This window comes from Pseudomonas sp. KCJK8993, assembly GCF_046230915.1.
GTDB classification, from domain to species: Bacteria; Pseudomonadota; Gammaproteobacteria; order Pseudomonadales; family Pseudomonadaceae; genus Aquipseudomonas; species Aquipseudomonas piscis.
The window spans coordinates 33,873-57,287 of sequence record NZ_JBJJLO010000013.1 but is presented as its reverse complement, the minus strand read 5'-3'; the positions used below and the strand labels follow the sequence as shown (position 1 = coordinate 57,287).

Sequence of the window (23,415 nt, the reverse complement as noted above, 5' to 3'; positions counted from 1 at the left end):
CGCGTCTCGCTACACTTTCAAGGCGAGCGCTTAGCGTCGCTTGGCCATCTCGTTGATGAAGCGGTCGAACAGCGGCGCCACATCGTTCGGGCCAGGGCTGGCCTCAGGGTGGCCCTGGAAGCTGAACGCGCTCTTGTCGGTACGCTCGATACCCTGCAGGGTGCCGTCGAACAGCGACTTGTGGATCGCCCGGACGTTATCCGGCAGGGTAGTTTCGTCCACCGCAAAACCGTGGTTCTGACTGGTGATCATCACCACGCCGGTATCCAGGTCCTGGACCGGGTGGTTGGCACCGTGGTGGCCGTGGCCCATTTTCACGGTCTTGGCACCGGAGGCCAGGGCCAGCAGTTGGTGGCCCAGGCAGATACCGAACACCGGGATCTCGGTCTCCAGGACTTCCTTGATCGCCTTGATCGCATAGTCGCAAGGCTCGGGATCGCCAGGGCCGTTGGACAGGAACACGCCGTCCGGGTTGAGTGCCAATACTTCGCTCGCTGGCGTCTGGGCCGGCACCACGGTGACGCGGCAACCGCGCTCTACCAGCATGCGCAGGATGTTCAGCTTGACCCCGTAGTCATAGGCGACCACGTGGTAAGGCAGTTCGGAGGCCTCGATAGTGGCGTGGCTGTCGGTCTTCAGGTCCCAGACTGTCGAACGCCATTCGTAGCTCTGCTTGGTGCTGACGACTTTCGCCAGGTCCATGCCCTTCAGGCCCGGGAAGCCGCGCGCCGCGGCAATGGCGGCCTCCTCGGAAATGTTGTCGCCCGCCATGATGCAGCCGTCCTGTGCACCTTTCTCACGCAGGATGCGGGTCAGGCGACGGGTATCGATACCGGCGATCGCCACCACGTTGTTGGCTTTCAGGTAATCGGAGAGGGACAGGGTGTTACGCCAGTTGCTGGCCACCAGGGGCAGGTCGCGAATGACCAGGCCGGCCGACCAGACACGGTCGGATTCGGCATCTTCCGGCGTGGTGCCGGTATTGCCGATGTGAGGGTAGGTCAGGGTAACGATTTGCTGGGCGTAGGAAGGATCGGTAAGGATTTCCTGATAGCCGGTCATTGCGGTGTTAAACACCACCTCACCAACGGTTTGACCGTCGGCTCCAATGGCTTCGCCGCGAAAAATGCTGCCATCAGCAAGGGCGAGTATGGCTGGCTTAGTCAAGAGACCTCCCGTATATAGAGCCTGAAGGGGCGATCGCAGGTTGCAAAAAAGCGGAATGACGTTTGGACACGTCACCCCGCTTCTTCACCGAATTATCTGCGCGCTTTTAGTGGACACACTAAAGCTGTAGCTTACAGAAAAATGCTTTTTTGGTCCACCGCTAATGAGCCTCAAAGGCTGGAGAATGCGACAGGACATCGCTTGGCGGCCTGGAACGGAGTCGAGCTCAAGGCCCGACCCCGTTCCGGATACATCTCAACGCAGGTCCAGCACGTCCTGCATGTCGTACAACCCAGGCTCACGACCATCCAGCCACAAGGCCGCACGCACCGCCCCCTTGGCGAAGGTCATGCGACTGGAGGCCTTGTGGGTGATCTCCAAGCGCTCGCCCTCGGTGGCGAACAGCACGGTGTGATCGCCCACCACGTCACCACCGCGCACGGTGGCAAACCCGATGGTTTCACGCGCGCGAGCCCCGGTGTGACCTTCACGCCCATACACCGCGACTTGCTGCAAATCGCGGCCCAGGGCATCGGCAATCACCTCACCCATGCGCAAGGCCGTGCCCGACGGAGCATCGATCTTGTGCCGGTGATGAGCTTCGATGATCTCGATGTCCGCATCATCGCCCAGCACCCGGGCCGCCATATCCAGCAGCTTCAGCGACAGGTTAACGCCGACACTGAAGTTGGCCGCGAAGACGATCGGAATCTCCTTGCCCGCCTCCGCCAACAGCTGCTTTTCCTTGGCCCCCAGGCCAGTGGTGCCGATCACCATGGCCTTGCCGGCCTTGCGGCAAAACGCCAGATTCTTGAGCATCACCTCGGGCAAGGTGAAGTCGACCAGCACATCGAACTCGTCGACCACCTTGTCCAGACTGTCGGACATCGGCACGCCCAAGCGCCCCAGGGATGCCAGCTCACCGGCATCCGCCCCGACCAACGAACTGCCCGGCCGCACGATGGCGGCCGTCAGACCGGAGAGCGGCGAACGCAGTTGTACGGCCTCGACCAGGGTCTTGCCCATGCGCCCGGCGGCGCCCATCACAGCTATACGTCGCATGCCTTACTCCTTACAGGTCGCCGAAGAAGCGCTTGACGCCCTCGAACCAACCAGTGGTCTTGGGCGAATGCGAATTATCGCCTTCCAGCGAACCACGCAATTCTTCCAACAACTCACGCTGACGACGACTCAGGTTGACCGGGGTTTCCACCGCAACCCGGCACATCAAATCGCCAGCTCCGCCACCGCGCACCGGCGCTACGCCTTTTCCGCGCACCCGGAACTGCTTGCCGGTCTGGGTTCCCTCAGGAATCTTCAGCTTGACCCGACCATCCAGGGTTGGAATCTCCAGCTCGCCACCCAAGGCCGCATCGGCGAAGCTGATCGGCACTTCGCAGAACAGATGCTTGCCATCGCGCTGGAAGATCGCGTGCTCGCGCACATTGATCACTACATACAGATCGCCGGTCGGACCACCCTGGGTCCCGGCTTCACCCTCACCCGACAGACGGATGCGGTCGCCGGTATCGACACCAGCCGGCACCTTCACCGACAGAGTCTTGTACTCTTCGACCCGACCCTCGCCGTGGCACGACTCACATGGATCGGAAATGATCTTGCCCTGGCCATGACAGCGCGGGCAGGTCTGTTGCACCGAGAAGAAGCCCTGCTGCATGCGCACCTGGCCGATACCGCCACAGGTTGGGCAAGTGACCGGCGACGAACCTTTCTTGGCTCCCGAACCATCGCATGGCTTGCAATTGACCAGCGTCGGCACACGGATATTGACCGTGGTACCGCGCACCGCCTCTTCCAGATTCAGCTCCAGGGTGTAGCGCAGGTCGCTACCGCGCTGGGCGCCGCCGCGAGCGCTGCCGCGACCGCCACCGAAGAAGTCGCTGAACACATCGCCGAAGATATCGGAGAAGTTCTGCCCGCCGAAACCGGCACCGCCACCACCCATGCTCGGATCCACACCGGCATGGCCATACTGGTCATAGGCAGCGCGCTTGCTGGAATCGGACAGCACCTCATAGGCCTCGTTGGCCTCCTTGAACAGATCTTCCGACGCTTTGTCGCCGGGATTACGGTCCGGGTGGTGTTTCATCGCCAGGCGACGATAAGCCTTCTTCAGCTCCGCCTCGCTGGAGCCACGCTCCACACCCAACACTTCGTAATAGTCACGCTTTGCCATAAGTCTTTGCACTCTTAAGGACGTCCGGCAAACCCCTCCTGAGCTCCGCCAAACTCGCTGAGCCCCTCTACAGGCCCGGACCCAACTCACGTCAATTCAACGATCCTGGTCTTGAAAGCCGATCCGGTTGCGGATCGACCATCGCGGTCATCGCAGCTGGAAAGCAGGAGCTTTCCGAGCCGACCGCCAGCACGCAAAACTAAGGTTGCATACCATTGGAAATTCATTGACTCCAGACACGCCAACGCGGGAGCAAGCTCCCGCGCGGCGACATCCTACCAGTCACCGCCAGAAGGCAGTCAACCGGCCGACCGACAAGCCATTACTTGTTGTCTTTCACTTCTTCGAACTCGGCATCGACCACATCGTCGGCCTTTTCGGCGGACTCGGCGTGCGGCGCCGCACCTTCAGCAGGCTGGGCCTGCTCGGCGTACATCTTCTGCGCGACAGGCGCCGATACCTTGGACAACTCCTCGACCTTGGCATCGATGGCGGCCTTGTCGTCGCCCTTGACGGCGGCTTCCAGGGCGACCACGGCGGCCTCGATGGCGGTCTTCTCTTCAGCGGTGACCTTGTCACCGGCTTCGTTGACCATCTTGCGGGTCGAGTGCACCAGCGCATCACCCTGGTTGCGGGCAGAGGCCAGCTCTTCGAACTTGCGGTCTTCCTCGGCGTTGGCCTCGGCGTCACGCACCATTTTTTCGATCTCTTCGTCGGACAGGCCGGAGTTGGCCTTGATCACGATCGACTGGGCCTTGCCGGTGGCCTTGTCTTTCGCGCCCACGTGCAGGATGCCGTTGGCGTCGATGTCGAAGGTCACTTCGATCTGCGGCACGCCACGCGGAGCCGGCGGGATATCGGCCAGGTCGAACTTGCCCAGCGACTTGTTCTGCGAAGCTTGCTTGCGCTCGCCCTGCAGCACATGGATAGTCACGGCGCCCTGGTTGTCGTCGGCGGTCGAGAACACCTGCGACTTCTTGGTCGGGATGGTGGTGTTCTTCTCGATCAGCGCGGTCATCACGCCACCCATGGTTTCGATACCCAGGGTCAGCGGGCTGACGTCCAGCAGCAGCACGTCCTTCACGTCACCAGCCAGGACCGCGCCCTGGATCGCGGCGCCCATGGCGACGGCTTCGTCCGGGTTGACGTCCTTGCGCGCTTCCTTGCCGAAGAAGTCGGCAACGGCTTTCTGCACCATCGGCATACGGGTCTGGCCACCGACCAGGATCACGTCGTCGATCTTGCTGGCGTCGATGCCGGCGTCTTTCAGTGCGATGCGGCAAGGCTCGATGGTACGGTTGACCAGGTCTTCGACCAGCGACTCCAGCTTGGCGCGGGAGATCTTCACGTTCAGGTGCTTCGGACCGGTCGCGTCTGCCGTGATGTACGGCAGGTTGACGTCGGTCGACTGCGCCGAGGACAACTCGATCTTGGCCTTTTCAGCGGCTTCTTTCAGACGCTGCAGGGCCAGGGGATCGTTCTTCAGGTCCATGCCGGACTCTTTCTTGAACTCGTCGACGAGGTAGTCGATCAGGCGCATGTCGAAGTCTTCGCCACCCAGGAAGGTGTCACCGTTGGTCGCCAGCACTTCGAACTGGTGCTCACCGTCGACCTCGGCGATTTCGATGACCGAAACGTCGAAGGTACCGCCACCGAGGTCATAGACGATGACAGTGTGGTCGCCCTTGGCCTTGTCCATGCCGTACGCCAGCGCAGCGGCGGTCGGCTCGTTGATGATGCGCTTTACGTCCAGGCCGGCGATGCGACCGGCATCCTTGGTGGCCTGGCGCTGGCTGTCGTTGAAGTAGGCCGGCACGGTGATGACCGCTTCGGTGACTGGCTCGCCGAGGTAGTCTTCGGCGGTCTTCTTCATTTTCTTCAGGACTTCGGCGCTGATCTGCGGCGGAGCCATTTCCTTGCCGGAAGCCTCGACCCAGGCGTCACCGTTGCTGGCCTTGACGATCTTGTAAGGCACCAGCTTGATGTCTTTCTGCACCACGTCTTCTTCGAAACGACGGCCGATCAGGCGCTTGACGGCGAACAGAGTATTGTGCGGATTGGTGACCGCCTGGCGCTTGGCCGACTGGCCAACCAGGATTTCGCCATCGTTGGCGTATGCGATGATCGATGGAGTGGTACGCGCGCCTTCGGCGTTCTCGATAACCTTTACGTTGCCGTTTTCAAGAATGGAAACGCACGAGTTGGTGGTCCCCAGGTCGATACCAATGATTTTGCCCATGTTAACTCTCCCGAAACTTTGGATTTGGATGCCGCAGCGGTGGTGGCAAACTGCGGTAGCACTTAAACGCTTGACTGATAAATGGGGGCTCTAGAGCCGTTTTCAAGCCTTCTCGTTGATCGAAGGCGAAACCGGTGCCGGAGCCTTGCTGACCACGACCATGGCCGGACGCAACAGGCGACCGTTGAGCTGGTAACCCTTCTGGAACACCTTGAGAACACTGTTAGGCTCGACGTCGGCGCTTTCCTGCATGGCCATGGCCTGATGCTGCTCAGCGTTGAAGGGTTCGCCGTGGGGATCGATGGCTTCCAGCTGGTAGCGCTTGAGGGTGTCGTGGAACATCTTGAGGGTCAGTTCGATGCCTTCGCGCATCGGACGAATACTCTCGTCATCCGGGCTGGACAGCTCCAGGCCGCGTTCCAGGCTATCGATCACCGGCAGCAGGTCGCCGGCAAACTTCTCGAGGGCGAACTTGTGGGCCTTTTCCACGTCCTGCTCGGCACGGCGGCGGACGTTCTGCAGATCGGCAGCGACGCGCAGAGCCTGGTCCTGCGCGGTAGCCAGCTGCTCCTCGAGCACTTGTACGCGAGTTGCAAGGTCTTCACCCGCCACCTCGGGGGCCTGATTGGTATCCGGGTTTTGCGTATCCAGGGTCTGTTCGTCAGCCATGAAATTCTCCTTTCAATATCGTCCGTGGGTCGAACCCACTCTTCTGCCCAGCTATATGGGGACGCATTTTCCGGGTTCAAGCCCGCCGCCATGGCAAAAGTCGGCACAGGCCGCCAAATCCACGGCGACCTCATTCCCGAACGCACTAAAGAGCAACGACAGCCAAGTGAATCGAGCTAAGGGAAGGCATTGTCAGGCAGAAACAAAACACTGTATAAATAACCAGACATCTAGTTTGGGAGCGGCCTTAATGCTGGTGCACCTGTCCGTACATAATTACGCCATCGTCGAACACCTGGACCTGGAACTGGATCGCGGGATGAGCGTCATCACAGGTGAAACCGGCGCCGGCAAGTCGATCATGCTCGACGCGCTCGGCCTGACCCTGGGCGATCGCGCCGACAGCGGCGTGGTACGACCAGGCGCGGACAAGGCCGACATCCTTGCCACCTTCGACCTGGGAGACATCCCCGAAGCCCGCACCTGGCTGGCGGAGCGAGACCTGGACACCGACGGCCCCTGCATCCTGCGCCGGGTGATCACCGCCGAAGGCCGCTCCCGCGGCTATATCAATGGCACCCCCTGCCCCCTCGGCGACCTCAAGGCCCTGGGCGAGTTGCTGATCGACATCCACAGCCAGCACGAACACCAGTCACTGCTCAAGACCGACACCCACCGCCGTCTGCTGGACGAATATGCCGGCGCCACCGACCTGGCCCGCCAGGTGCAGCTTGCCGCACAACGCTGGCGCCAGACCCGACAGGAGCTGGAGCGGCTGTCCAACTCCGGGGACGAACAACGGGCCCGCCATCAACTGCTCAGCTACCAGCTGGAAGAGCTTGCAAACCTTGGCCTTGGCGAGAACGAACTCGAGGAACTGGAGCAGGAACACAAGAACCTGACCAACGCCGAAACCCTGCTGGGCATCTGCCGACAAGTAGTGGAGCAGTGCAGCGAAAGCGACTCGGGCAATGTACTCAACGCTCTGACCGTCAGCCTCAACCGCCTGGCCAGCATCGGCAGCTCGTCAGGAGCCCTGACGGAGGCTACCAACCTGCTGGCCAGCGCCCAGATCCAGGTGGAAGAAGCCGTAGGGGAATTGAACCGCTTCGTCGACAACTTCGACGCCGACCCGGCACGCCTGCAGCACCTGGAGGAGCGCCTCGACTCCATCTACACCCTGGCCCGCAAGCACCGCATCCAGCCCTTCGAGCTGGCTGCGATGCAACAGACCTTGCTGGACGAGATCGAGACCCTGGACGCCAACAACGAATCCATCGAGCGACTGGGCGACGAGTTGCAGTCTTTCGCACGGCATTATCACGAGAAGGCCCGGGAGTTGAGCCAACTGCGCCAGCAAGCCGCCACTGGCCTGGCCAACGCAGTGGAGCAGGAAATCCAGCGCCTGGGCATGCCCGGCGGGCGCTTCACCATCGAACTACGAGCCAATACCGGCGACGAACTGCTGCCCCACGGCCTGGAACAGGTCGAGCTGCTGGTCAGCGCCAACCCCGGCCAACCCCTCAAGGGCCTGGCCAAGGTCGCTTCGGGTGGCGAGCTGTCACGCATCAGCCTGGCGATCCAGGTCATCACCGCCCAGACCTCACGAGTCCCGACCCTGGTATTCGATGAAGTCGACGTGGGTATTGGCGGGCCGACCGCCGAGATCGTCGGTCAGTTGCTGCGTCGCCTGGGCGAGCGCGGGCAAGTGCTGACCGTCACCCACTTGCCACAGGTGGCCGCGCAAGGACACCAGCACCTGTTCGTGCACAAGGTGCGCGGCAGCAACGCGACCCACACTGCGGTATCCAAGCTGGGCAAAAACGAAAGAGTCGAGGAAATCGCCCGGATGCTGGGCGGCATCGATTTGACCAAGGAATCCCTGGCTCACGCCAAAAAGATGGTGGTAAACACCAAGGCATGAGTCCTGGCCCCTTCCTTTATATAAGAGTCTTCATACTAGAAGACACGAAGGCGACCCTAGGGTCGCCTTCGATCGTTTCACGACTATGAAAGTCGCGTAGGAAGCTTATTTCTTCTTGCGCACATACAGCACAAGATTGTGATCCACCAGTTCGAAGCCGTGCTTCTCGACAATCACTTTCTGGAGCTTCTCGATTTCTTCGTCGAAGAACTCGATCACCTCACCAGACTCCACGTTGACCATATGGTCGTGGTGACCGCCGTCAGCCAGTTCGAACACGGCATGGCCGCCATCGAAGTTATGACGCACCACCAGCCCAGCGGCTTCGAATTGAGTCAGTACACGGTAGACCGTGGCCAACCCGACATCTTCACCAGCCTCCATCAGCGCCTTGTAGACATCTTCAGCGCTCATGTGCCGCTGCTCGGTGGAGTCGAGCATTTGTAGAATCTTGACCCGTGGCAGAGTCACTTTAAGGCCGGCTTTACGTAGTTCGCTATTTTCAACCATGGTCAGCTTTCTCGCCGATGCTGCTTCGCAGCTTCTCTTAATGCGGGTATGATCGGGGTTTACGTTGTCCCAGCCAAGATAGTGGAAGTCGCCCACCGATGCAAAACACCAAGCTCTTGCTAACCAGTTTCACCTTCGTGGGACTGCTCGCACTCGCCGGTTGTTCATTCCCCGGGGTTTACAAAATCGACATCCAGCAGGGCAATGTCGTGACGCAGGACATGATAGACCAGTTGCGCCCTGGAATGACCCGGCGGCAAGTACGGTTTATCATGGGCAACCCGCTGCTGACCGATACGTTCCATGCCAATCGCTGGGATTATCTCTACAGCCTGCAACCTGGTGGTGGCGAGCGCCAGCAGGAACGCGTCAGCCTGATCTTCAACGAAAGCGATCAGCTGGTGAGTCTGGCCGGAGACTTCATGCCCGGCGTGAGCCGCGACGAGGCCCTGCTGGGTAAAGAGAACGGCAACACCGTTACCACTCCAGCCGAAAACGCCGAGAAGCCCAAGGCCGAGAAGCCGGTCAAGCCTGGCTCCTTGCTGGACCAGATCCAGAAGGACGTGGATGGTGTCGAAACCGTTCCGGTCCCTACGCCGGAACCGCTGGACACCTCGCCGCAATAAATCCGCTGCGACCAAAAAGCCCGGGACTTCCCGGGCTTTTTAGTGCCTGTCGCAACCTGCAGCTACCCTTCGCGCTTACGCGCCTCGGCAGCCTTGGCCGCTCGCATCCGCCGCACTTCCTTGGGATCGGCCAACAGCGGGCGGTAGACCTCGATCCGCTCCCCAACCTGGAGCACATGCCGCTCCGGGTCGTTGACCTGCTTGCCGAAGATCCCGACCGGACAACTCGCCAAGTCCAGTTCGGGAAAATGCTCGCCCAGGACAGAAGCCAGTAGCGCCGCACGCAGGGTCGTGCCTTCAGGCACCTGCACCTCGACCAGCAATTGACGATCGACCGCGGCATGTACCACTTCGATCCGCATCATCGCCTCAGCCATGCAGTTGCTTGGCGCGCTGGCAGAAGGCATCCACCAGGGTATTCGCCGCCTGGTTGAACAATGGCCCCAAGGTGGCGCGAACCAGCGGCCCGGCGTAGTCGAACGACAGGTCGAGACTGATCTTGCAGGCCTTTTCCCCCAACGGCTTGAATACCCACAGGCCGTGCAACTGGTTGAACGGCCCCTCCTCCAGATTCATCTCGATCGACTGACCCGGCACTAGGCTGTTGCGAGTGACGAAGTGCTGGCTCAGGCCGCCCTTGGCCACCTCCAGGCTGGCACGCATCTGCTCGGCGCTACTTTCCAGCACCGTGGACGAAGAGCACCAAGGGAGGAACTCCGGATACCGGGCCACATCGTTGACCAGGTCATACAGAAACTGCGCCGGATAGGGCAAAAGGGCCGAACGTTGAATATGGGTCGTCATGTGAGCTTCATTTCCACAACTGGGCGGCAAACACCACAAGAATGCCGACGGGCGCCACATAGCGCATCAAAAACAAGGCCAGGAAGAACAACAAGGGGCTACGCAGCGACAACTCATCGCGCACCGCCTCACGGCCCATCACCCAACCTGCAAATACCACGAAGCACAAACCGCCTAGAGGCAACATGATCCGCGAGGTAAAGAAGTCGATCACACCGAAGAAGTCCAGGCCGCCTGCCGCACCCCATTGGTAGAGGTGGAAAGCGCCGCCTTCGTTCACGAAAAACTTGGCCTGCTGCCAGATGTTGAAGGAAAACACCGTTCCCAACCCCACGAACCAGCAGCTGAACGCCAGCCAGAATGTCACCCAGCCGCGGCGGATTTTAGTCCTCTCGACAAGATAAGCCACCATCGGCTCCAGCAGAGAGATGGCCGAACTCCATGCGGCGATGGCCACCAGGATGAAAAACACTACGCCCATGAGCTGGCCGAACGCCACATTTCCGAAGGCGAACGGCAGGCTGATGAACATCAGCCCCGGCCCTTCACTGGGGCTCAGGCCCGCCGCGAAGACGATGGGGAACAGCGCCATCCCGGCCAGCAGAGAAACGAAGGTGTCCAGCAGCGCCACGCCCACCACCGTTCCAGCCAGGGACGAATGCTTGGGCATGTAGGCGCCATAGATCATGATCGAACCAACCCCCACACTGAGGGAGAAGAAGGCATGGCCCATGGCCGGCAGCAAGCCGTCCAGCAGGCGTTCCAGGCTGAAGTCGAACATGAAGTGCAGGCCCTGCATGAAGTGCCCGGTGGTCATGCTGTAGCCCAGCAGTACCAGCAACATCACGAACAGCAGCGGCATCATGACCCGCAGGCTACGCTCGAGCCCGGCGACCACGCCCTTGGCGATCACCAGCGCCGACAACAACATGAACAGGGTATGCCAGAGGGTCAGGCGCCAAGGGTCCGCGGTCACGCAAGCGAAGTAAGCGCTGACCTGCTCGGCCGTGACGCCGCTGAAATCGCCGCGTCCCATGTCGATGATGTAGTCCAGCGACCAACCACCGACCACGCTATAGAAGGAAAGAATCAACAACGCCGTGATCATTCCGGCGAAGGCGCCCCAGGACCACCTGGCCGAATGCCCTGCCTCTTGGGCCAGGACTTTCAGGGCGTTGGCCGGGCTCTGCCGGGCGCGGCGCCCGATCAGGGTTTCGGCCAGCATCACCGGCAAGCCGATCAGGGCGATACACGCCAGGAACACCAGGACAAAAGCACCGCCACCATAGACGCCGACCATATAGGGGAATTTCCAGATGCTCCCCAGGCCCACGGCAGAACCAGTTGCAGCGAGTATAAAGACCCAGCGGCTTGCCCAGCCGCCGTGGACAGAGACCCTGTCTGTCGACATCGTTAACGCGCCCAACCGAAAAAAAAGAGCGCGCATTGTCCGGGATTCAATCAACCTGCTCAAGCACGCTGCATCACCGTAGCGGGCGACCGCGCAACTCCCTATAATGCCGCCCCTATGGCTAAACAGAAGAAACATCCAACAGGGACCATCGCGCAAAACAAAAAGGCGCGGCACGACTACTTCATCGAACATCGTTTCGAGGCCGGACTGGTCCTGGCCGGCTGGGAAGTAAAGAGCCTGCGGGCGGGCAAGGCACAACTGGTAGACAGTTACGTGCTGCTCAAGGATGGCGAGGCCTGGCTGTTCGGCAGCCATTTCACCCCGCTGACCACCGCCAGCACCCACGTCATCGCCGACCCGACGCGCACGCGCAAGCTGCTGCTCAACCAGCGCGAGCTGGAAAAGCTGTTCGCCGCCGTGCAGCAGAAGGGTTATGCCTGCGTCTGCCTTTCGCTCTACTGGAGCAAGCACCTGGTCAAGTGCGAGATCGCACTGGGCAAGGGCAAGAAGGAATATGACAAGCGGCACACCGAGCGCGAGCGCGATTCCGACCGGGAATTGCAGCGCGCCGTGCGGACCAAGGGCAAGGAAGACTGACCGTCCTGCCCTGAAGCCGTCATCGCCGGTACTCCGGTTCCTGCACCATCGCTGCAGGAACCGGAGCACCGGCGATTTGCATCAGATGCCCTTGCGCCGTTCGGCCCGGGCCACTCGCTGTACTTCCTGACGCACTTCCTCAAGCACCTCCTGCACATAGAGAATGTGCTGGCTGGAGACCTCACGCGCGTCCTCCGCACGCCCTTCGATAATCGCCAGGTACAGGTCACGGTGCTGGCTGATCAGCATCTCGCGGGTTTCCGTGCGCTGCTTGTACATGCCGCCGATATTGGTCACCACGTTGCGCTTGAGCAGGTCGAACAGGCCGCGAATGGTGTGCAACAGCACCGCGTTATGGCTGGCCTCGGCAATCGCCAGGTGGAACCGCGCATCCGCCGCCCCCTCCTCGCTGCGGCTGTCGTCATTGGCATGGGCGTAGCAATCCTGCAGCTCTTCGAAGGCCTGGGTCAGGCGCTCGCGATCCACCGGGGTCGCCCGCAACGCCGCGTAATAGGCGCAGGACGCTTCGAGGGTATGGCGGAACTCCAATAGATCGCGCTGGGCCTCGGGATTGTTTTCCAGAAGATGCAGCAGTGGGTCGCTGAAGGTCGAGCCCAGGCCTTCCACCACATAATTGCCGCCGCCCTGGCGGCTGATCAGCAACCCCTTGGCGGTCAGCTTCTGGATCGCTTCACGCAGCGATGGGCGTGAAACCCCGAACTGCTCGGCCAGCGTCCGCTCGGCCGGCAAGCGCTCGCCCGCCTTCAAGGTGCCTTCGAGAATCATCGCTTCCAGGCGCTCGACTATATCGTCGGACAAACGGCGCTGGCGTATCTGGTCAAACCCCATCACTCACTCCCCAGCCTCCGACCCATCGTCGGGGGGCTCTATTCTGGCCTATTCACGCCGCGCCAACACCTGGCAGAAAGCAGACATTTCCAGCGATCAGATGCGTTCCCGCGCCCGCTTCCGACAAAAGTTCTAGGGCGGCAAATTGACACACCGAGCATCGGGCTTTTACCCTAGCCAACAGCGATTGTAAATTGGTCTTACCAATTAACCAAGTCGCTAGCAGTGCCTGACCAACAACAATTAGGGGCCACCCCACTATGCAAACCTGGCAACAGCTCTATAGCCCGCTTGGCAGCCTCGGCCTGTCCGCTCTCGCCGCCGTCATCCCGATCGTGTTCTTCTTCCTGGCTCTGGCCGTGTTCCGCCTCAAGGGACATGTCGCCGGGAGCATCACTCTGGCCTTGTCGATCCTGGTGGCGATCTTCGCCTTCCAGATGCCCGCCGACATGGCCTTCGCTGCCGCTGGCTATGGATTTGCCTACGGTCTATGGCCCATCGCCTGGATCATCGTCGCCGCCGTATTCCTCTACAAGCTGACCGTGAAGAGCGGCCAGTTCGAGATCATCCGCAGCTCGGTACTGTCGATCACCGACGACCAGCGCCTGCAGGTACTGCTGATCGGCTTCTGCTTCGGCGCCTTCCTGGAAGGTGCCGCAGGCTTCGGCGCGCCAGTGGCGATCACCGCCGCCCTGCTGGTGGGCCTGGGCTTCAACCCACTGTATGCCGCGGGCCTGTGCCTGATCGCCAACACCGCGCCAGTGGCCTTCGGCGCCCTGGGCATCCCGATCATCGTCGCCGGCCAGGTGACCGGTATCGACGCCTTCAAGATCGGCGCCATGACCGGCCGCCAACTGCCCCTGCTGTCGCTGTTCGTGCCGTTCTGGCTGGTGTTCATGATGGACGGCCTGCGCGGCGTCAGGGAGACCTGGCCGGCGGCGCTGGTGGCCGGCCTGAGCTTCGCCGTGACCCAATACTTCACCTCGAACTTCATCGGCCCGGAGCTACCGGACATCACCTCGGCCCTGGCCAGCCTGGTCGCCCTGACGCTGTTCCTGAAGATCTGGCAACCCAAGCGCAGCGCCGGCGCGCGCATTCCCGGGGTCAGCGCCGACATCGCCATCACCGCCAGCGCCGGCGGCTTCGGCCAGCCACGCAGCACCCTGGCCTCGCCCTACAGCCTGGGCCAGATTTTCAAGGCCTGGTCGCCCTTCCTGATCCTCACCGTGCTGGTCACCCTCTGGACCCTCAAGCCGTTCAAGGCGATGTTCGCCGCCGGTGGCGCGATGTACGCCTGGGTATTCAACTTCGCCATCCCGCACCTGGATCAGCTGGTGATCAAGGTGGCGCCGATCGTCACCACGCCCACAGCCATTCCTGCGGTGTTCAAGTTCGACCCGATCTCGGCCACCGGCACCGCGATCTTCTTCTCGGCACTGCTGTCCATGCTGGTACTGAAGATCGACTTTAAAACTGGTCTGACCACTTTAAAGGAAACCTTCTACGAGCTGCGCTGGCCGATCCTGTCCATCGGCATGGTGCTGGCCTTCGCCTTCGTCACCAACTATTCGGGCATGTCTTCGACCATGGCCCTGGTCCTGGCGGCCACCGGCGCGGCCTTCCCGTTCTTCTCGCCGTTCCTGGGCTGGCTGGGGGTGTTCCTCACCGGTTCCGATACTTCGTCCAACGCCCTGTTCAGTTCGCTGCAGGCCACCACCGCGCATCAACTGGGGGTCAACGACACCCTGCTGGTGGCGGCCAACACCAGCGGTGGCGTGACCGGCAAGATGATCTCGCCACAGTCGATCGCCGTGGCCTGCGCCGCCACCGGCCTGGTGGGCAAGGAATCCGATCTGTTCCGCTTCACCCTCAAGCACAGCCTGTTCTTTGCCACTATCGTCGGTCTGATCACCCTGGCCCAGGCCTACTGGTTCACCGGCATGCTGGTGCACTAGGCAATACTGATGGCGCCGCAAGGAATCGCGGCGCCAGTCATTCACCACCCGGTCTGCAAGGCTGCTGAAAGCTTGCTGGTTTATCTTTCGGCCGCCGCGACAGACGAATAACCGGGACCACCCGGAGACACGCCTGATGAGCGAGCTTTTCTACAACGCCGTGCCCAATGCGACCCGTGTCGCGCCACCTTTGGCCGAGCCCCGGCAGTACCCCGGCGCCAAGCCGGCGCGGGTCTACCTGTTCGGCACTTGCGTGGTCGATCTGTTCTATCCCGAAGCCGGGATGGATGCGATCCACCTGCTGGAGCGCGAAGGCATTCGCGTGGAATACCCACAGGGGCAAAGCTGCTGCGGACAACCGGCCTACACCAGCGGTTACACCGAGCAGGCGCGCACCGTGGCCCGCGCGCAACTGGCGCTGTTCGCCGGGGATTATCCGGTGGTGGTGCCCTCGGGCTCCTGCGCCGGGATGATTCGCGAGCACTACGCGGACTTGTTCAAGGACGAGCCCGAGACCCTGGCACAGGTGCAGGCCCTGGCCGCACGCACCTACGAGTTGGCCGAGTTCCTCCTGCATGTGTGCAAGGTGCAACTCAAGGACAGCGGTGAGCCGATCAAGGTGGCGTTGCACACCTCCTGCTCGGCGCGCCGGGAAATGAACACCCACCTGCACGGGCGTGAGCTGCTGTCACAACTGGGCAACGTGGAACGGGTAGAACACAGCCACGAAAGCGAATGCTGTGGCTTTGGCGGGACTTTCAGCGTCCGAATGCCGGATATCTCCGGCGCCATGGTCGCGGACAAGACCCGCGCCCTGAAGGACTCCGGCGCGCACCAGGTGGTCAGTGCCGACTGCGGCTGCCTGATGAACATCAACGGCGCCCTGGAGAAACAAAGAGAGGCATTGCGCGGCCAGCACCTGGCGAGCTTCCTCTGGCAGCGTACCGGAGGTGCCCGATGAGCACTCCCGAGCTGATTCCGACCACGACGGTGGCGGACGATTTTCGCACCCGGGCCCACCAGGCCCTGGGCGACCAGCAACTGCGCAACAACTTCCGCAGCGCCATGGATTCACTCATGGCCAAGCGGGCGGCATCGTTCAGCGATGCCTTTGAGCGCGAACACCTGCGCGCCCTGGGCAATGCGATTCGCGCCCGGGCGTTGTCCAAGCTGCCCGACCTGCTCGAGCGCCTGGAACAGAACCTGACCCGCAACGGTGTGACAGTGCACTGGGCGGAAACGGTGGACGAGGCCAATGGCATCGTTCTTTCGATCATCCGTGCTCACGAGGCACGGCAAGTGATCAAGGGCAAATCGATGGTCAGCGAGGAAATGGAAATGAACCATGTCCTCGCTGAACAAGGCATTGAATGCCTTGAGTCGGACATGGGCGAGTTCATCGTCCAGCTCGACCACGAGAAGCCTTCACACATCATCATGCCGGCGATCCACAAGAATGCCGGTCAGGTCGCGTCCTTGTTCCACGACAAACTTGGCGTGGAGTACACCAAGGACGTCGACCAACTCATCCAGATCGGTCGCAGGGTCCTGCGGCAGAAATTCTTCGAAGCCGATATCGGCGTCTCCGGCGTCAACTTCGCCGTGGCCGAGACCGGCACCCTGCTGCTGGTGGAAAACGAGGGCAACGGACGCATGTCCACCACCGTGCCGCCGGTGCATATCGCCGTCACCGGGATCGAGAAAGTGGTCGAGAACCTGCGCGACGTAGTGCCGCTATTGTCGCTGCTGACCCGCTCGGCCCTGGGCCAGCCGATCACCACCTACGTCAACATGATCTCCGGCCCGCGCAAAGAGCATGAGCTGGACGGCCCCCAGGAAGTGCACCTGGTGCTGCTGGACAACGGTCGCAGCCAGGCGTTTGCCGACAGCGAACTGCGCCAGACCCTGAACTGCATCCGCTGCGGCGCCTGCATGAACCACTGCCCGGTGTACACGAGGGTCGGCGGCCACACCTATGGCGAGGTCTACCCGGGACCGATCGGCAAGATCATCACCCCGCACATGGTGGGCCTGGCCAAGGTCCCGGATCATCCCAGCGCTTCGTCGCTGTGCGGTGCCTGCGGCGAAGTCTGCCCGGTGAAGATCCCGATCCCGGCATTGCTGCGGCGCCTGCGCGAAGAGAACGTCAAGGCCCCGGACAGCCCGCACCCGGTAATGCGTGGCCAGGGCAGCAAGTTCTCGCGCAAGGAGCGTTTCATCTGGAACGCCTGGGCGCGGCTGAACAGCTCGCCCACCCTGTATCGCCTGTTCACCCTGGCGGCCACCCGGTTGCGGGCGCTGGCCCCGAGCAACGTCGGCCCCTGGACCCAGAACCACAGTGCGCCAAAACCCGCCGCCCGGTCGCTGCACGACCTGGCCCGCGAGCACCTGGCCAAGCAGGAAGATCGCTGATGAGCGCCAAGCACAACATCCTCGCCAAGCTGCGTAACAGCCTGAGCGGCACCACGCCGATTGTGGATAACTTCGACGAGGCGCTGGTCACCGAGCCTTATACCTACACCGCCGAGCAACGCATCCCGCAGTTGCGCAAACAGATGGAAGCGGTGCACACCGAGATCCACCTGAGCCGCGCGGCCGAGTGGCCCGGATTGCTCGCCCGCCTGCTCCAGGAGCGCCAACTGCCCAGCCTGCTGATCGCCCCGGGCACCGCCCATGGCCAGCAGGTGCAGCAGCACTGGGCCGAACATCCCGAGCGGCCCGAGCTCAAGACCTACGATCGGCCAGTGGAAGAATGGAAGGCCGAGCTGTTCAACGACACCCCGGCCAGCCTCACCGGCACCCTGGGCGCCATCGCCGCCACCGGCAGCCTGATCCTCTGGCCGACCCGCGAGGAACCGCGGCTGATGAGCCTGGTGCCGCCGGTGCATTTCGCCCTGCTCAAGGCCAGCGAGATCCGCGACAACTTCTATCAGGCGCAGCAACAGATGAACTGGGCCGCCGGCATGCCGACCAACGCGCTGCTGGTTTCCGGCCCATCGAAAACCGCTGATATCGAGCAAGTCCTGGCTTACGGTGCCCACGGCCCGAAAGACCTGGTGGTGCTGATCCTGGAGGACCAATGAGCCTGCCGGCCACTTTTCTGCGTGACGCCCAGCGCCTGATTCCCCAGGAACGGCGCTTCGACGACCCACTCTCGACCCTGGCCTTCGGCACCGACGCCAGCTTCTACCGGCTGATCCCCAAGCTGGTGATCCGCGTCGAATCCGAGGACGAAGTGGTCGCCCTGCTGCAACTGGCCCAGCGCGACCAGGTACCGGTGACCTTCCGCGCCGCCGGCACCAGCCTTTCCGGGCAGGCCATCAGCGATTCGGTGCTGATCGTCCTCGGGGATAACTGGAACGCCCGGGAGATCCGCGACCAGGGCGCGCAGATCCGCCTGCAACCCGGGGTCATCGGTGCCCAGGCCAACGCCTGGCTGGCGCCGTTCGGACGCAAGATCGGCCCCGACCCGGCCTCGATCAACGCCTGCAAGATTGGCGGCATCGTCGCCAACAACGCCAGCGGCATGTGCTGCGGCACCGCCCAGAACAGCTACCACACCCTGGCCGGCATCCGCGTGGTCCTGGCCGATGGCACGCGCCTGGACACCGAGGACGCCGCCAGCGTCGCCGCCTTTCGCCACAGCCACGCTGCGCTGCTGCAACGCCTGGCGGAACTGGGCCGCGCCACCCGCGCCAACAGCGAGCTGGCTAGCCGCATCCGCCACAAGTACCGGCTGAAGAACACCACCGGCCTGTCGCTCAATGCCCTGGTGGACTTCGACGAGCCGCTGGAGATCCTCAGCCACCTGCTGGTGGGCTCCGAGGGCACCCTGGGGTTCATCAGCGCAGTGACCTACGACACCGTGGTCGATCATCCGCACAAGGCCTCGGCCCTGATCGTCTTCCCCGATGTGGAGACCTGCTGCAACGCGGTGACCGTGCTCAAGAGCCAGCCGGTGTCGGCGGTGGAGCTGCTGGACCGTCGCAGCCTACGCTCGGTGCAGGACAAGCCCGGCATGCCGGCCTTCGTCCGCCAGCTCTCGGCCAACGCCTGCGCCCTGCTGATCGAGTCCCGCGCGGCCTCCTCGTCGCTGCTGCATGAGCAACTGGCGCAGATCATGGATTCCCTGGCCACTTTCGCGGTGGAAAAACAGGTGGACTTCAGCGAGGACCCGCAGGAAAACGCCAAGCTCTGGGCAATCCGCAAGGACACCTTCCCGGCCGTCGGCGCAGTGCGCAAGACCGGCACCACGGTGATCATCGAGGACGTGACCTTCCCGGTCGAACAACTGGCCATCGGCGTCAATCGCCTGATCGAGCTGTTCGACAAGCACCGCTACGACGAGGCGATCCTGTTCGGCCATGCCCTGGAAGGCAACCTGCATTTCGTCTTCACCCAAGGCTTCAACAGCACTGAGGAAGTGCAGCGCTACCAGGCCTTCATGGACGACGTGGCACAACTGGTGGCCGTGGAGTTCGGTGGTTCGCTCAAGGCCGAGCACGGCACCGGGCGCAACATGGCGCCCTTCGTCGAGCTGGAGTGGGGCAGCGATGCCTACCAGCTGATGTGGCAGCTCAAGCGCCTGCTAGACCCCAACGGCATTCTCAACCCCGACGTAGTGCTCAGCGAGGATCCGCAGATCCACCTCAAGCACCTCAAGCCGCTACCGGCGGCCGATGAGATTGTGGACAAGTGCATCGAGTGCGGCTTCTGCGAGCCGGTGTGCCCGTCCAAGGGGCTGACCCTGAGCCCACGCCAGCGCATCGTGATCTGGCGCGATATCCAGGCCCGCAAGCGCGCCGGCATCGACACCACGGAGCTGGAGGCGGCCTACCAGTACCAGGGCGTCGACACTTGCGCCGCCACTGGCCTGTGCGCCCAGCGTTGTCCGGTGGGCATCAACACCGGCGAGCTGGTGAAGAAACTGCGCAGCGAACAGGCCAGCCACGCCGGCACCGCCGACTGGCTCAGCAGCCACTTCGCCAGCACCTTGCAAGGCGCCCGCTTTACGTTGCACGTGGCCAATGGCGCACGCCTGCTGCTGGGCGCACCGCGCCTGGGCAAGCTGTCGGCGGGCCTGACCCGGTTGTCCAAAGGGCGGGTGCCACAATGGACCAACGCCATGCCACAACCGGAGAAAGCCATTCGCTTCAGCCCGGCCGCGCAGGATTCACGCCCACGGGTGGTATACCTGGCGGCCTGCGTGTCGCGGGTGATGGGGCCGGCGGCGGGCGACAAGGAGCAAGGCTCGCTGTACGAGAAGACCCGCGGCCTGCTGGAGAAAGCCGGCTACCAGGTGGTGCTGCCGGACAACCTGGACAACCTCTGCTGTGGCCAGCCGTTCGCCTCCAAGGGGTATGCGACCCAGGCCGAGGACAAGCGCCAGGAACTGATCGGCGCCCTGCTCCACGCCAGCCGTGGCGGCCTCGACCCGATCTACTGCGATACCAGCCCCTGCACCCTGCGCCTGGTACAGGACCTGGGCGACGTGCGCCTGGACCTCTACGATCCGGTGCGCTTCATCCGCACCCATCTGCTGGATCGCCTGGAGTTCACGCCCCAGGAAGCACCGATCGCCGTGCACGTCACCTGCAGCACCCAGCACCTGGGGGAAAGCCAGGCGCTGATCGAGCTGGCCCGGCGTTGCAGCAACAACGTGGTGATCCCCGAAGGCATCCACTGCTGCGGTTTCGCCGGCGACAAGGGCTTCACCACCCCGGAGCTCAATGCCCACTCGCTGCGCAGCCTCAAGGACGCGGTGCAGTACTGCAGCGAAGGCATCTCCACCAGCCGCACCTGTGAAATCGGCCTCAGCCAGCATGGCGGGATCGACTATCACGGGCTGGTCTACCTGGTGGACCGGGTCACCCGCGCCAAATCCGCCTGAGGCCCAGGGCGCCCGGCGACGGGCGCCCACTCCGGCCTTTTCGTACAAAAAGAGAACCCCGGCCCACGGGCGCAGTCCACTCTCCAGGCCCACGACAAAAGCGGGCCTCCCCCCTGTGATCCAAGGAGACGACCATGAAGCGCTCTGCACTGGCTGGACTGTTCATCACTGCTGCAATGTTGGCCTCACCGGCGTTCGCCGCCGGGCAAGAAGACCTGTGCCAGATCAACCTGCAAAAGATCCGCGACGCCAAGGTCAGCACCGAAGCCATGAGCTCGGACCTTGGCAGCGACATCGATGCCAAGGTCCAGCAAGCCACCGACGAACAGGCCAAGGGCACCGAGCAGGGCACCAAGAACTGCATCTCCCTGACCACCCAGGCGATCCAGATGTTGCAGAACAACACCAAGGGCGATCAGTAGCGCACCACCAAGGCCAACCTTCGGGTTGGCCTTCTGACGACGATTAGCGTAGAATCCACCAACCTGTTGTCGATGCATGACAGGCTCGGGGCCGTTTTGGATTCGACGCCGGTTGCGAAACTTTAGGTGCATGCCGAGTTGGTAACAGAACTCGTAAATCCACTGTTGCAACTTCCTATAGTTGCCAATGACGAAACCTACGGGGATTACGCTCTCGCTGCGTAAGCGGCGCTAGCCCTTCCCCCCTGGTACCTTCGGGTCCAGCAATCATCAGGGGATGTCTGTAAACCCGAAATGATTGTCATATAGAACAGAATCGCCGTGCAGTACGTTGTGGACGAAGCGGCTAAAACTTACACAACTCGCCCAAAGCACCCTGCCCGTCGGGTCGCTGAGGGTTAACTCAATAGACACGGCTAAGCATGTAGGACCGACAGCGGAGTACTGGCGGACGGGGGTTCAAATCCCCCCGGCTCCACCAAATGATCAAAAAAAGACGTCCACGGACGTCTTTTTTTGTGCCCGGAATCCGCCAAATCAAGGGCGATCCCAAACAGCATCGCCCCCTCCAGGCGATCATGCAGGGACAACGCTGAACGCTCTCCCTGCATCGTCCATCACCCTCAGTTCTTCACCGTCTCTTCCAGCGACAGACGGCCCAACGGGCTCTGCTGGAAGTGTTCGATGTTCTTGCGCGAGATGTTGATGTACGGGCTGTAGTAGAGGTCGATCCAGTTGACGTCCTGCTTGGCGATGGCTTGCAGCTCGGTGTACATCTGCTGGCGCTTGGCCGGGTCGGCCTCGACCCGGGCATCGGCCACCAGGGCCTTGACCTTGTCGTTCTTGTAGCGGGTCATGTAGTTCATGTTGGTGTCGTGCCCGAGGACGAAGGTGCTCTTCTGGTCGGGGTCGAGGATGTCGTTGGTCCAGTACATCACCGACAGGTCGTAGTCGCCGTCCACCAGCATCTGCCAGCTCTGGGTCGGGTCGACTTTCTGCAGGTTGGCGGTCACGCCCACGGCAGCCAGTTGCTGCTGGACCAGGACGGCGATCTGCTCGTCGGCCTCGTTGCCGGCATTGACCACGTAGTTGAGCTTCAGGTCCGAGGCCCCGGCATCCTTCAAGAGCTGCTTGGCCTTGACCGGGTCATAGGGGCGCTGCGGGTTGTTGGCGTTGTGATACAGCGCGCCCTTGGGGATGTAGGAATAGGCCACCTGGCCCAGGCCGAAGGTCACGGTGTCGACCAGGGATTTCTTGTCGATCGCCATGTCCAGGGCCTGGCGCACTTCGGGTTTGCCCAGCAGGCCGTGATCGTGGTTGATCAACAAGTGATCTTCACGGGTGGACGGGTCCATGTGGATCACCAGGTTCGGGTATTTCTTCAGGGTCTCGACCCGGGAGAACGGCACGAAGATCGCCGAGTCCAGCTCGCCGGCCTGGACCTTCAGCATGCGAGTGTTGTCGTCCGGGATGGAGATCCACTCCACGCCATCCAGGCTCACCTTGTCGGCCTGCCAGAAGTGCGGGTTCTTCTCCAGCACCACGCGCTCGCCGCGCAGCCATTCCTTGACGATGAAGGCACCCGAGGCCACGGGTTCCTGGGCATAGGCGTCCTCGCCGAGTTTCTCCATGGCCTTCTGCGACAGGATCGAGACGTTGGGCGTGGCCAGTTGCGCAAGGAAAGGCACGGACGGCGCCTTGAGGGTCACCACCAGGGTCTGCGGGTCGGTGGCTTGGGCCTTGTCGATGATCTTGTAGGAATCGCTCCACAGCGAGCCCTTGTTGTCGCGAATCCGCAGCAGGCTGAACGCGGCATCGCCGGCAGTGATCGGCGAGCCGTCGGAGAACTTGGCCGGACGCAGCTTGAAGGTGTAGGTCAGGCCGTCGGCGGAAACCTGCCAGCTTTGTGCCAGGCCCGGCAGCAGCTTGGTGCCGGTGTTGTCGACCCGCACCAGCACGTCGTAGACGTTGGCGAAGACCCAGCTGTCGCGGTTCTGTGCGCTCTTGATCGGGTCGAAGGTGGTGCTTTCCTCACGGCAACCGATGGTCAGCACCCCGGCCGCCTGGGCGATACCGGCGGCCAACGAACAGAGGGTCAAGGTGGCGGCGGTCAGCAACCGCAGGTGTTTCGAACGCATGGTCAAACTCCTTT

Annotated in this window: 20 protein-coding genes and 1 other RNA gene; 10 read left to right on the top strand and 11 right to left on the bottom strand. The window is 62.3% G+C overall.

Going from position 1 to position 23,415, the window contains the following annotated elements; genetic code table 11:
* Nucleotides 1–30: 30 nt before the first annotated feature.
* The 5 genes from carA to grpE form a co-directional block, all read right to left on the bottom strand.
* Nucleotides 31–1,167: a glutamine-hydrolyzing carbamoyl-phosphate synthase small subunit gene (carA, locus tag ACK6AU_RS06850; protein ID WP_031320830.1), complete on the bottom strand. Its 1,137-nt coding sequence runs from the start codon at nt 1,165–1,167 to the stop codon at nt 31–33.
* Between the two features lie 255 nt (nt 1,168–1,422).
* Nucleotides 1,423–2,229: a 4-hydroxy-tetrahydrodipicolinate reductase gene (dapB, locus tag ACK6AU_RS06845; RefSeq protein WP_409298421.1), complete on the bottom strand. Its 807-nt coding sequence runs from the start codon at nt 2,227–2,229 to the stop codon at nt 1,423–1,425.
* A gap of 10 nt (nt 2,230–2,239) precedes the next feature.
* A complete protein-coding gene (gene dnaJ, locus ACK6AU_RS06840; RefSeq protein ID WP_185697777.1) occupies nt 2,240–3,364 on the bottom strand; it encodes a molecular chaperone DnaJ in 1,125 nt (374 codons plus the stop codon).
* 322 nt (nt 3,365–3,686) lie between these two features.
* Complete coding sequence (dnaK, locus tag ACK6AU_RS06835; protein WP_185697776.1) at nt 3,687–5,603, bottom strand: molecular chaperone DnaK; 1,917 nt, start codon at nt 5,601–5,603, stop codon at nt 3,687–3,689.
* Between the two features lie 102 nt (nt 5,604–5,705).
* Complete coding sequence (gene grpE / locus ACK6AU_RS06830; protein ID WP_185697775.1) at nt 5,706–6,272, bottom strand: nucleotide exchange factor GrpE; 567 nt, start codon at nt 6,270–6,272, stop codon at nt 5,706–5,708.
* A gap of 250 nt (nt 6,273–6,522) precedes the next feature.
* Here grpE and recN point away from each other — a divergent pair, with 250 nt between their 5' ends.
* Nucleotides 6,523–8,196: a DNA repair protein RecN gene (gene recN, locus ACK6AU_RS06825; protein ID WP_409298418.1), complete on the top strand. Its 1,674-nt coding sequence runs from the start codon at nt 6,523–6,525 to the stop codon at nt 8,194–8,196.
* Nucleotides 8,197–8,301: 105 nt separating this feature from the next.
* Here recN and fur read toward each other — a convergent pair whose 3' ends face one another.
* Nucleotides 8,302–8,706: a ferric iron uptake transcriptional regulator gene (fur, locus tag ACK6AU_RS06820; RefSeq protein WP_185697806.1), complete on the bottom strand. Its 405-nt coding sequence runs from the start codon at nt 8,704–8,706 to the stop codon at nt 8,302–8,304.
* A gap of 98 nt (nt 8,707–8,804) precedes the next feature.
* Here fur and ACK6AU_RS06815 point away from each other — a divergent pair, with 98 nt between their 5' ends.
* Nucleotides 8,805–9,332: an outer membrane protein assembly factor BamE gene (locus tag ACK6AU_RS06815; protein ID WP_185697773.1), complete on the top strand. Its 528-nt coding sequence runs from the start codon at nt 8,805–8,807 to the stop codon at nt 9,330–9,332.
* Nucleotides 9,333–9,394: 62 nt separating this feature from the next.
* Here the strand turns inward: ACK6AU_RS06815 and ACK6AU_RS06810 are convergent, their stop codons facing one another.
* From ACK6AU_RS06810 to ACK6AU_RS06800, 3 genes are read right to left on the bottom strand one after another with little or no spacing between them, the layout of a single operon-like run.
* Nucleotides 9,395–9,709, bottom strand: a complete 315-nt coding sequence (locus ACK6AU_RS06810; protein WP_185697772.1) for an RnfH family protein — start codon at nt 9,707–9,709, stop codon at nt 9,395–9,397.
* Complete coding sequence (locus ACK6AU_RS06805) at nt 9,702–10,136, bottom strand: type II toxin-antitoxin system RatA family toxin (protein ID WP_409298416.1); 435 nt, start codon at nt 10,134–10,136, stop codon at nt 9,702–9,704. The genes ACK6AU_RS06810 and ACK6AU_RS06805 overlap by 8 nt, the downstream gene beginning before the upstream one ends.
* 7 nt (nt 10,137–10,143) lie before the next feature.
* Nucleotides 10,144–11,547: a sodium-dependent transporter gene (locus ACK6AU_RS06800; protein WP_409298448.1), complete on the bottom strand. Its 1,404-nt coding sequence runs from the start codon at nt 11,545–11,547 to the stop codon at nt 10,144–10,146.
* Between the two features lie 117 nt (nt 11,548–11,664).
* Here ACK6AU_RS06800 and smpB point away from each other — a divergent pair, with 117 nt between their 5' ends.
* Nucleotides 11,665–12,147, top strand: a complete 483-nt coding sequence (smpB, locus tag ACK6AU_RS06795; protein ID WP_022642145.1) for an SsrA-binding protein SmpB — start codon at nt 11,665–11,667, stop codon at nt 12,145–12,147.
* 81 nt (nt 12,148–12,228) lie between these two features.
* Here smpB and ACK6AU_RS06790 read toward each other — a convergent pair whose 3' ends face one another.
* The gene (locus ACK6AU_RS06790) at nt 12,229–12,996 is read right to left on the bottom strand and encodes a GntR family transcriptional regulator (protein WP_409298414.1); all 768 of its coding nucleotides are present in this window, start codon (nt 12,994–12,996) and stop codon (nt 12,229–12,231) included.
* Between the two features lie 260 nt (nt 12,997–13,256).
* Between ACK6AU_RS06790 and ACK6AU_RS06785 the strand changes: the two genes are divergently transcribed.
* The 7 genes from ACK6AU_RS06785 (at nt 13,257) to ssrA (ending at nt 21,744) form a co-directional block, all read left to right on the top strand.
* Nucleotides 13,257–14,951: a lactate permease LctP family transporter gene (locus ACK6AU_RS06785; RefSeq protein ID WP_409298412.1), complete on the top strand. Its 1,695-nt coding sequence runs from the start codon at nt 13,257–13,259 to the stop codon at nt 14,949–14,951.
* A gap of 136 nt (nt 14,952–15,087) precedes the next feature.
* Nucleotides 15,088–15,912 carry a (Fe-S)-binding protein gene (locus ACK6AU_RS06780; protein WP_185697768.1) on the top strand — a complete coding sequence of 275 codons (825 nt, stop codon included), beginning with the start codon at nt 15,088–15,090 and terminating at the stop codon, nt 15,910–15,912.
* Complete coding sequence (locus ACK6AU_RS06775; protein ID WP_409298409.1) at nt 15,909–17,363, top strand: LutB/LldF family L-lactate oxidation iron-sulfur protein; 1,455 nt, start codon at nt 15,909–15,911, stop codon at nt 17,361–17,363. Before ACK6AU_RS06780 ends, ACK6AU_RS06775 begins: the two co-directional genes overlap by 4 nt.
* A complete protein-coding gene (locus tag ACK6AU_RS06770; protein ID WP_409298407.1) occupies nt 17,363–18,034 on the top strand; it encodes a lactate utilization protein C in 672 nt (223 codons plus the stop codon). The genes ACK6AU_RS06775 and ACK6AU_RS06770 overlap by 1 nt, the downstream gene beginning before the upstream one ends.
* Nucleotides 18,031–20,841, top strand: coding sequence for an FAD-binding and (Fe-S)-binding domain-containing protein (locus ACK6AU_RS06765; RefSeq protein ID WP_185697765.1), 2,811 nt, complete (start codon nt 18,031–18,033; stop codon nt 20,839–20,841). The genes ACK6AU_RS06770 and ACK6AU_RS06765 overlap by 4 nt, the downstream gene beginning before the upstream one ends.
* A gap of 134 nt (nt 20,842–20,975) precedes the next feature.
* Nucleotides 20,976–21,263 (top strand): hypothetical protein, encoded by a 288-nt coding sequence (locus tag ACK6AU_RS06760; RefSeq protein ID WP_409298405.1) that lies wholly within the window; start codon nt 20,976–20,978, stop codon nt 21,261–21,263.
* 87 nt (nt 21,264–21,350) lie between these two features.
* Nucleotides 21,351–21,744: a transfer-messenger RNA gene (gene ssrA / locus ACK6AU_RS06755) on the top strand.
* A gap of 142 nt (nt 21,745–21,886) precedes the next feature.
* On the opposite strand, the gene ACK6AU_RS06750 is transcribed toward ssrA, so the two are convergent.
* Entirely contained in the window at nt 21,887–23,401 is a 1,515-nt protein-coding gene (locus ACK6AU_RS06750; protein WP_409298403.1) for an ABC transporter substrate-binding protein, read from the bottom strand.
* Between the last annotated feature and the right edge of the window lie 14 nt (nt 23,402–23,415).

Excerpts from the sequence above, each read along its gene's own strand:
- dapB (WP_409298421.1), bottom strand. The coding sequence starts at position 2,229 with ATGCGACGTATAGCTGTGATGGGCGCCGCCGGGCGCATGGGCAAGACC.
- dnaJ (WP_185697777.1), bottom strand. The coding sequence starts at position 3,364 with ATGGCAAAGCGTGACTATTACGAAGTGTTGGGTGTGGAGCGTGGCTCC.
- dnaK (WP_185697776.1), bottom strand. The coding sequence starts at position 5,603 with ATGGGCAAAATCATTGGTATCGACCTGGGGACCACCAACTCGTGCGTT.
- grpE (WP_185697775.1), bottom strand. The coding sequence starts at position 6,272 with ATGGCTGACGAACAGACCCTGGATACGCAAAACCCGGATACCAATCAG.
- recN (WP_409298418.1), top strand. The coding sequence starts at position 6,523 with ATGCTGGTGCACCTGTCCGTACATAATTACGCCATCGTCGAACACCTG.
- fur (WP_185697806.1), bottom strand. The coding sequence starts at position 8,706 with ATGGTTGAAAATAGCGAACTACGTAAAGCCGGCCTTAAAGTGACTCTG.
- ACK6AU_RS06815 (WP_185697773.1), top strand. The coding sequence starts at position 8,805 with ATGCAAAACACCAAGCTCTTGCTAACCAGTTTCACCTTCGTGGGACTG.
- ACK6AU_RS06810 (WP_185697772.1), bottom strand. The coding sequence starts at position 9,709 with ATGGCTGAGGCGATGATGCGGATCGAAGTGGTACATGCCGCGGTCGAT.
- ACK6AU_RS06805 (WP_409298416.1), bottom strand. The coding sequence starts at position 10,136 with ATGACGACCCATATTCAACGTTCGGCCCTTTTGCCCTATCCGGCGCAG.
- ACK6AU_RS06800 (WP_409298448.1), bottom strand. The coding sequence starts at position 11,547 with ATGTCGACAGACAGGGTCTCTGTCCACGGCGGCTGGGCAAGCCGCTGG.
- smpB (WP_022642145.1), top strand. The coding sequence starts at position 11,665 with ATGGCTAAACAGAAGAAACATCCAACAGGGACCATCGCGCAAAACAAA.
- ACK6AU_RS06790 (WP_409298414.1), bottom strand. The coding sequence starts at position 12,996 with ATGGGGTTTGACCAGATACGCCAGCGCCGTTTGTCCGACGATATAGTC.
- ACK6AU_RS06785 (WP_409298412.1), top strand. The coding sequence starts at position 13,257 with ATGCAAACCTGGCAACAGCTCTATAGCCCGCTTGGCAGCCTCGGCCTG.
- ACK6AU_RS06780 (WP_185697768.1), top strand. The coding sequence starts at position 15,088 with ATGAGCGAGCTTTTCTACAACGCCGTGCCCAATGCGACCCGTGTCGCG.
- ACK6AU_RS06775 (WP_409298409.1), top strand. The coding sequence starts at position 15,909 with ATGAGCACTCCCGAGCTGATTCCGACCACGACGGTGGCGGACGATTTT.
- ACK6AU_RS06770 (WP_409298407.1), top strand. The coding sequence starts at position 17,363 with ATGAGCGCCAAGCACAACATCCTCGCCAAGCTGCGTAACAGCCTGAGC.
- ACK6AU_RS06765 (WP_185697765.1), top strand. The coding sequence starts at position 18,031 with ATGAGCCTGCCGGCCACTTTTCTGCGTGACGCCCAGCGCCTGATTCCC.
- ACK6AU_RS06760 (WP_409298405.1), top strand. The coding sequence starts at position 20,976 with ATGAAGCGCTCTGCACTGGCTGGACTGTTCATCACTGCTGCAATGTTG.
- ACK6AU_RS06750 (WP_409298403.1), bottom strand. The coding sequence starts at position 23,401 with ATGCGTTCGAAACACCTGCGGTTGCTGACCGCCGCCACCTTGACCCTC.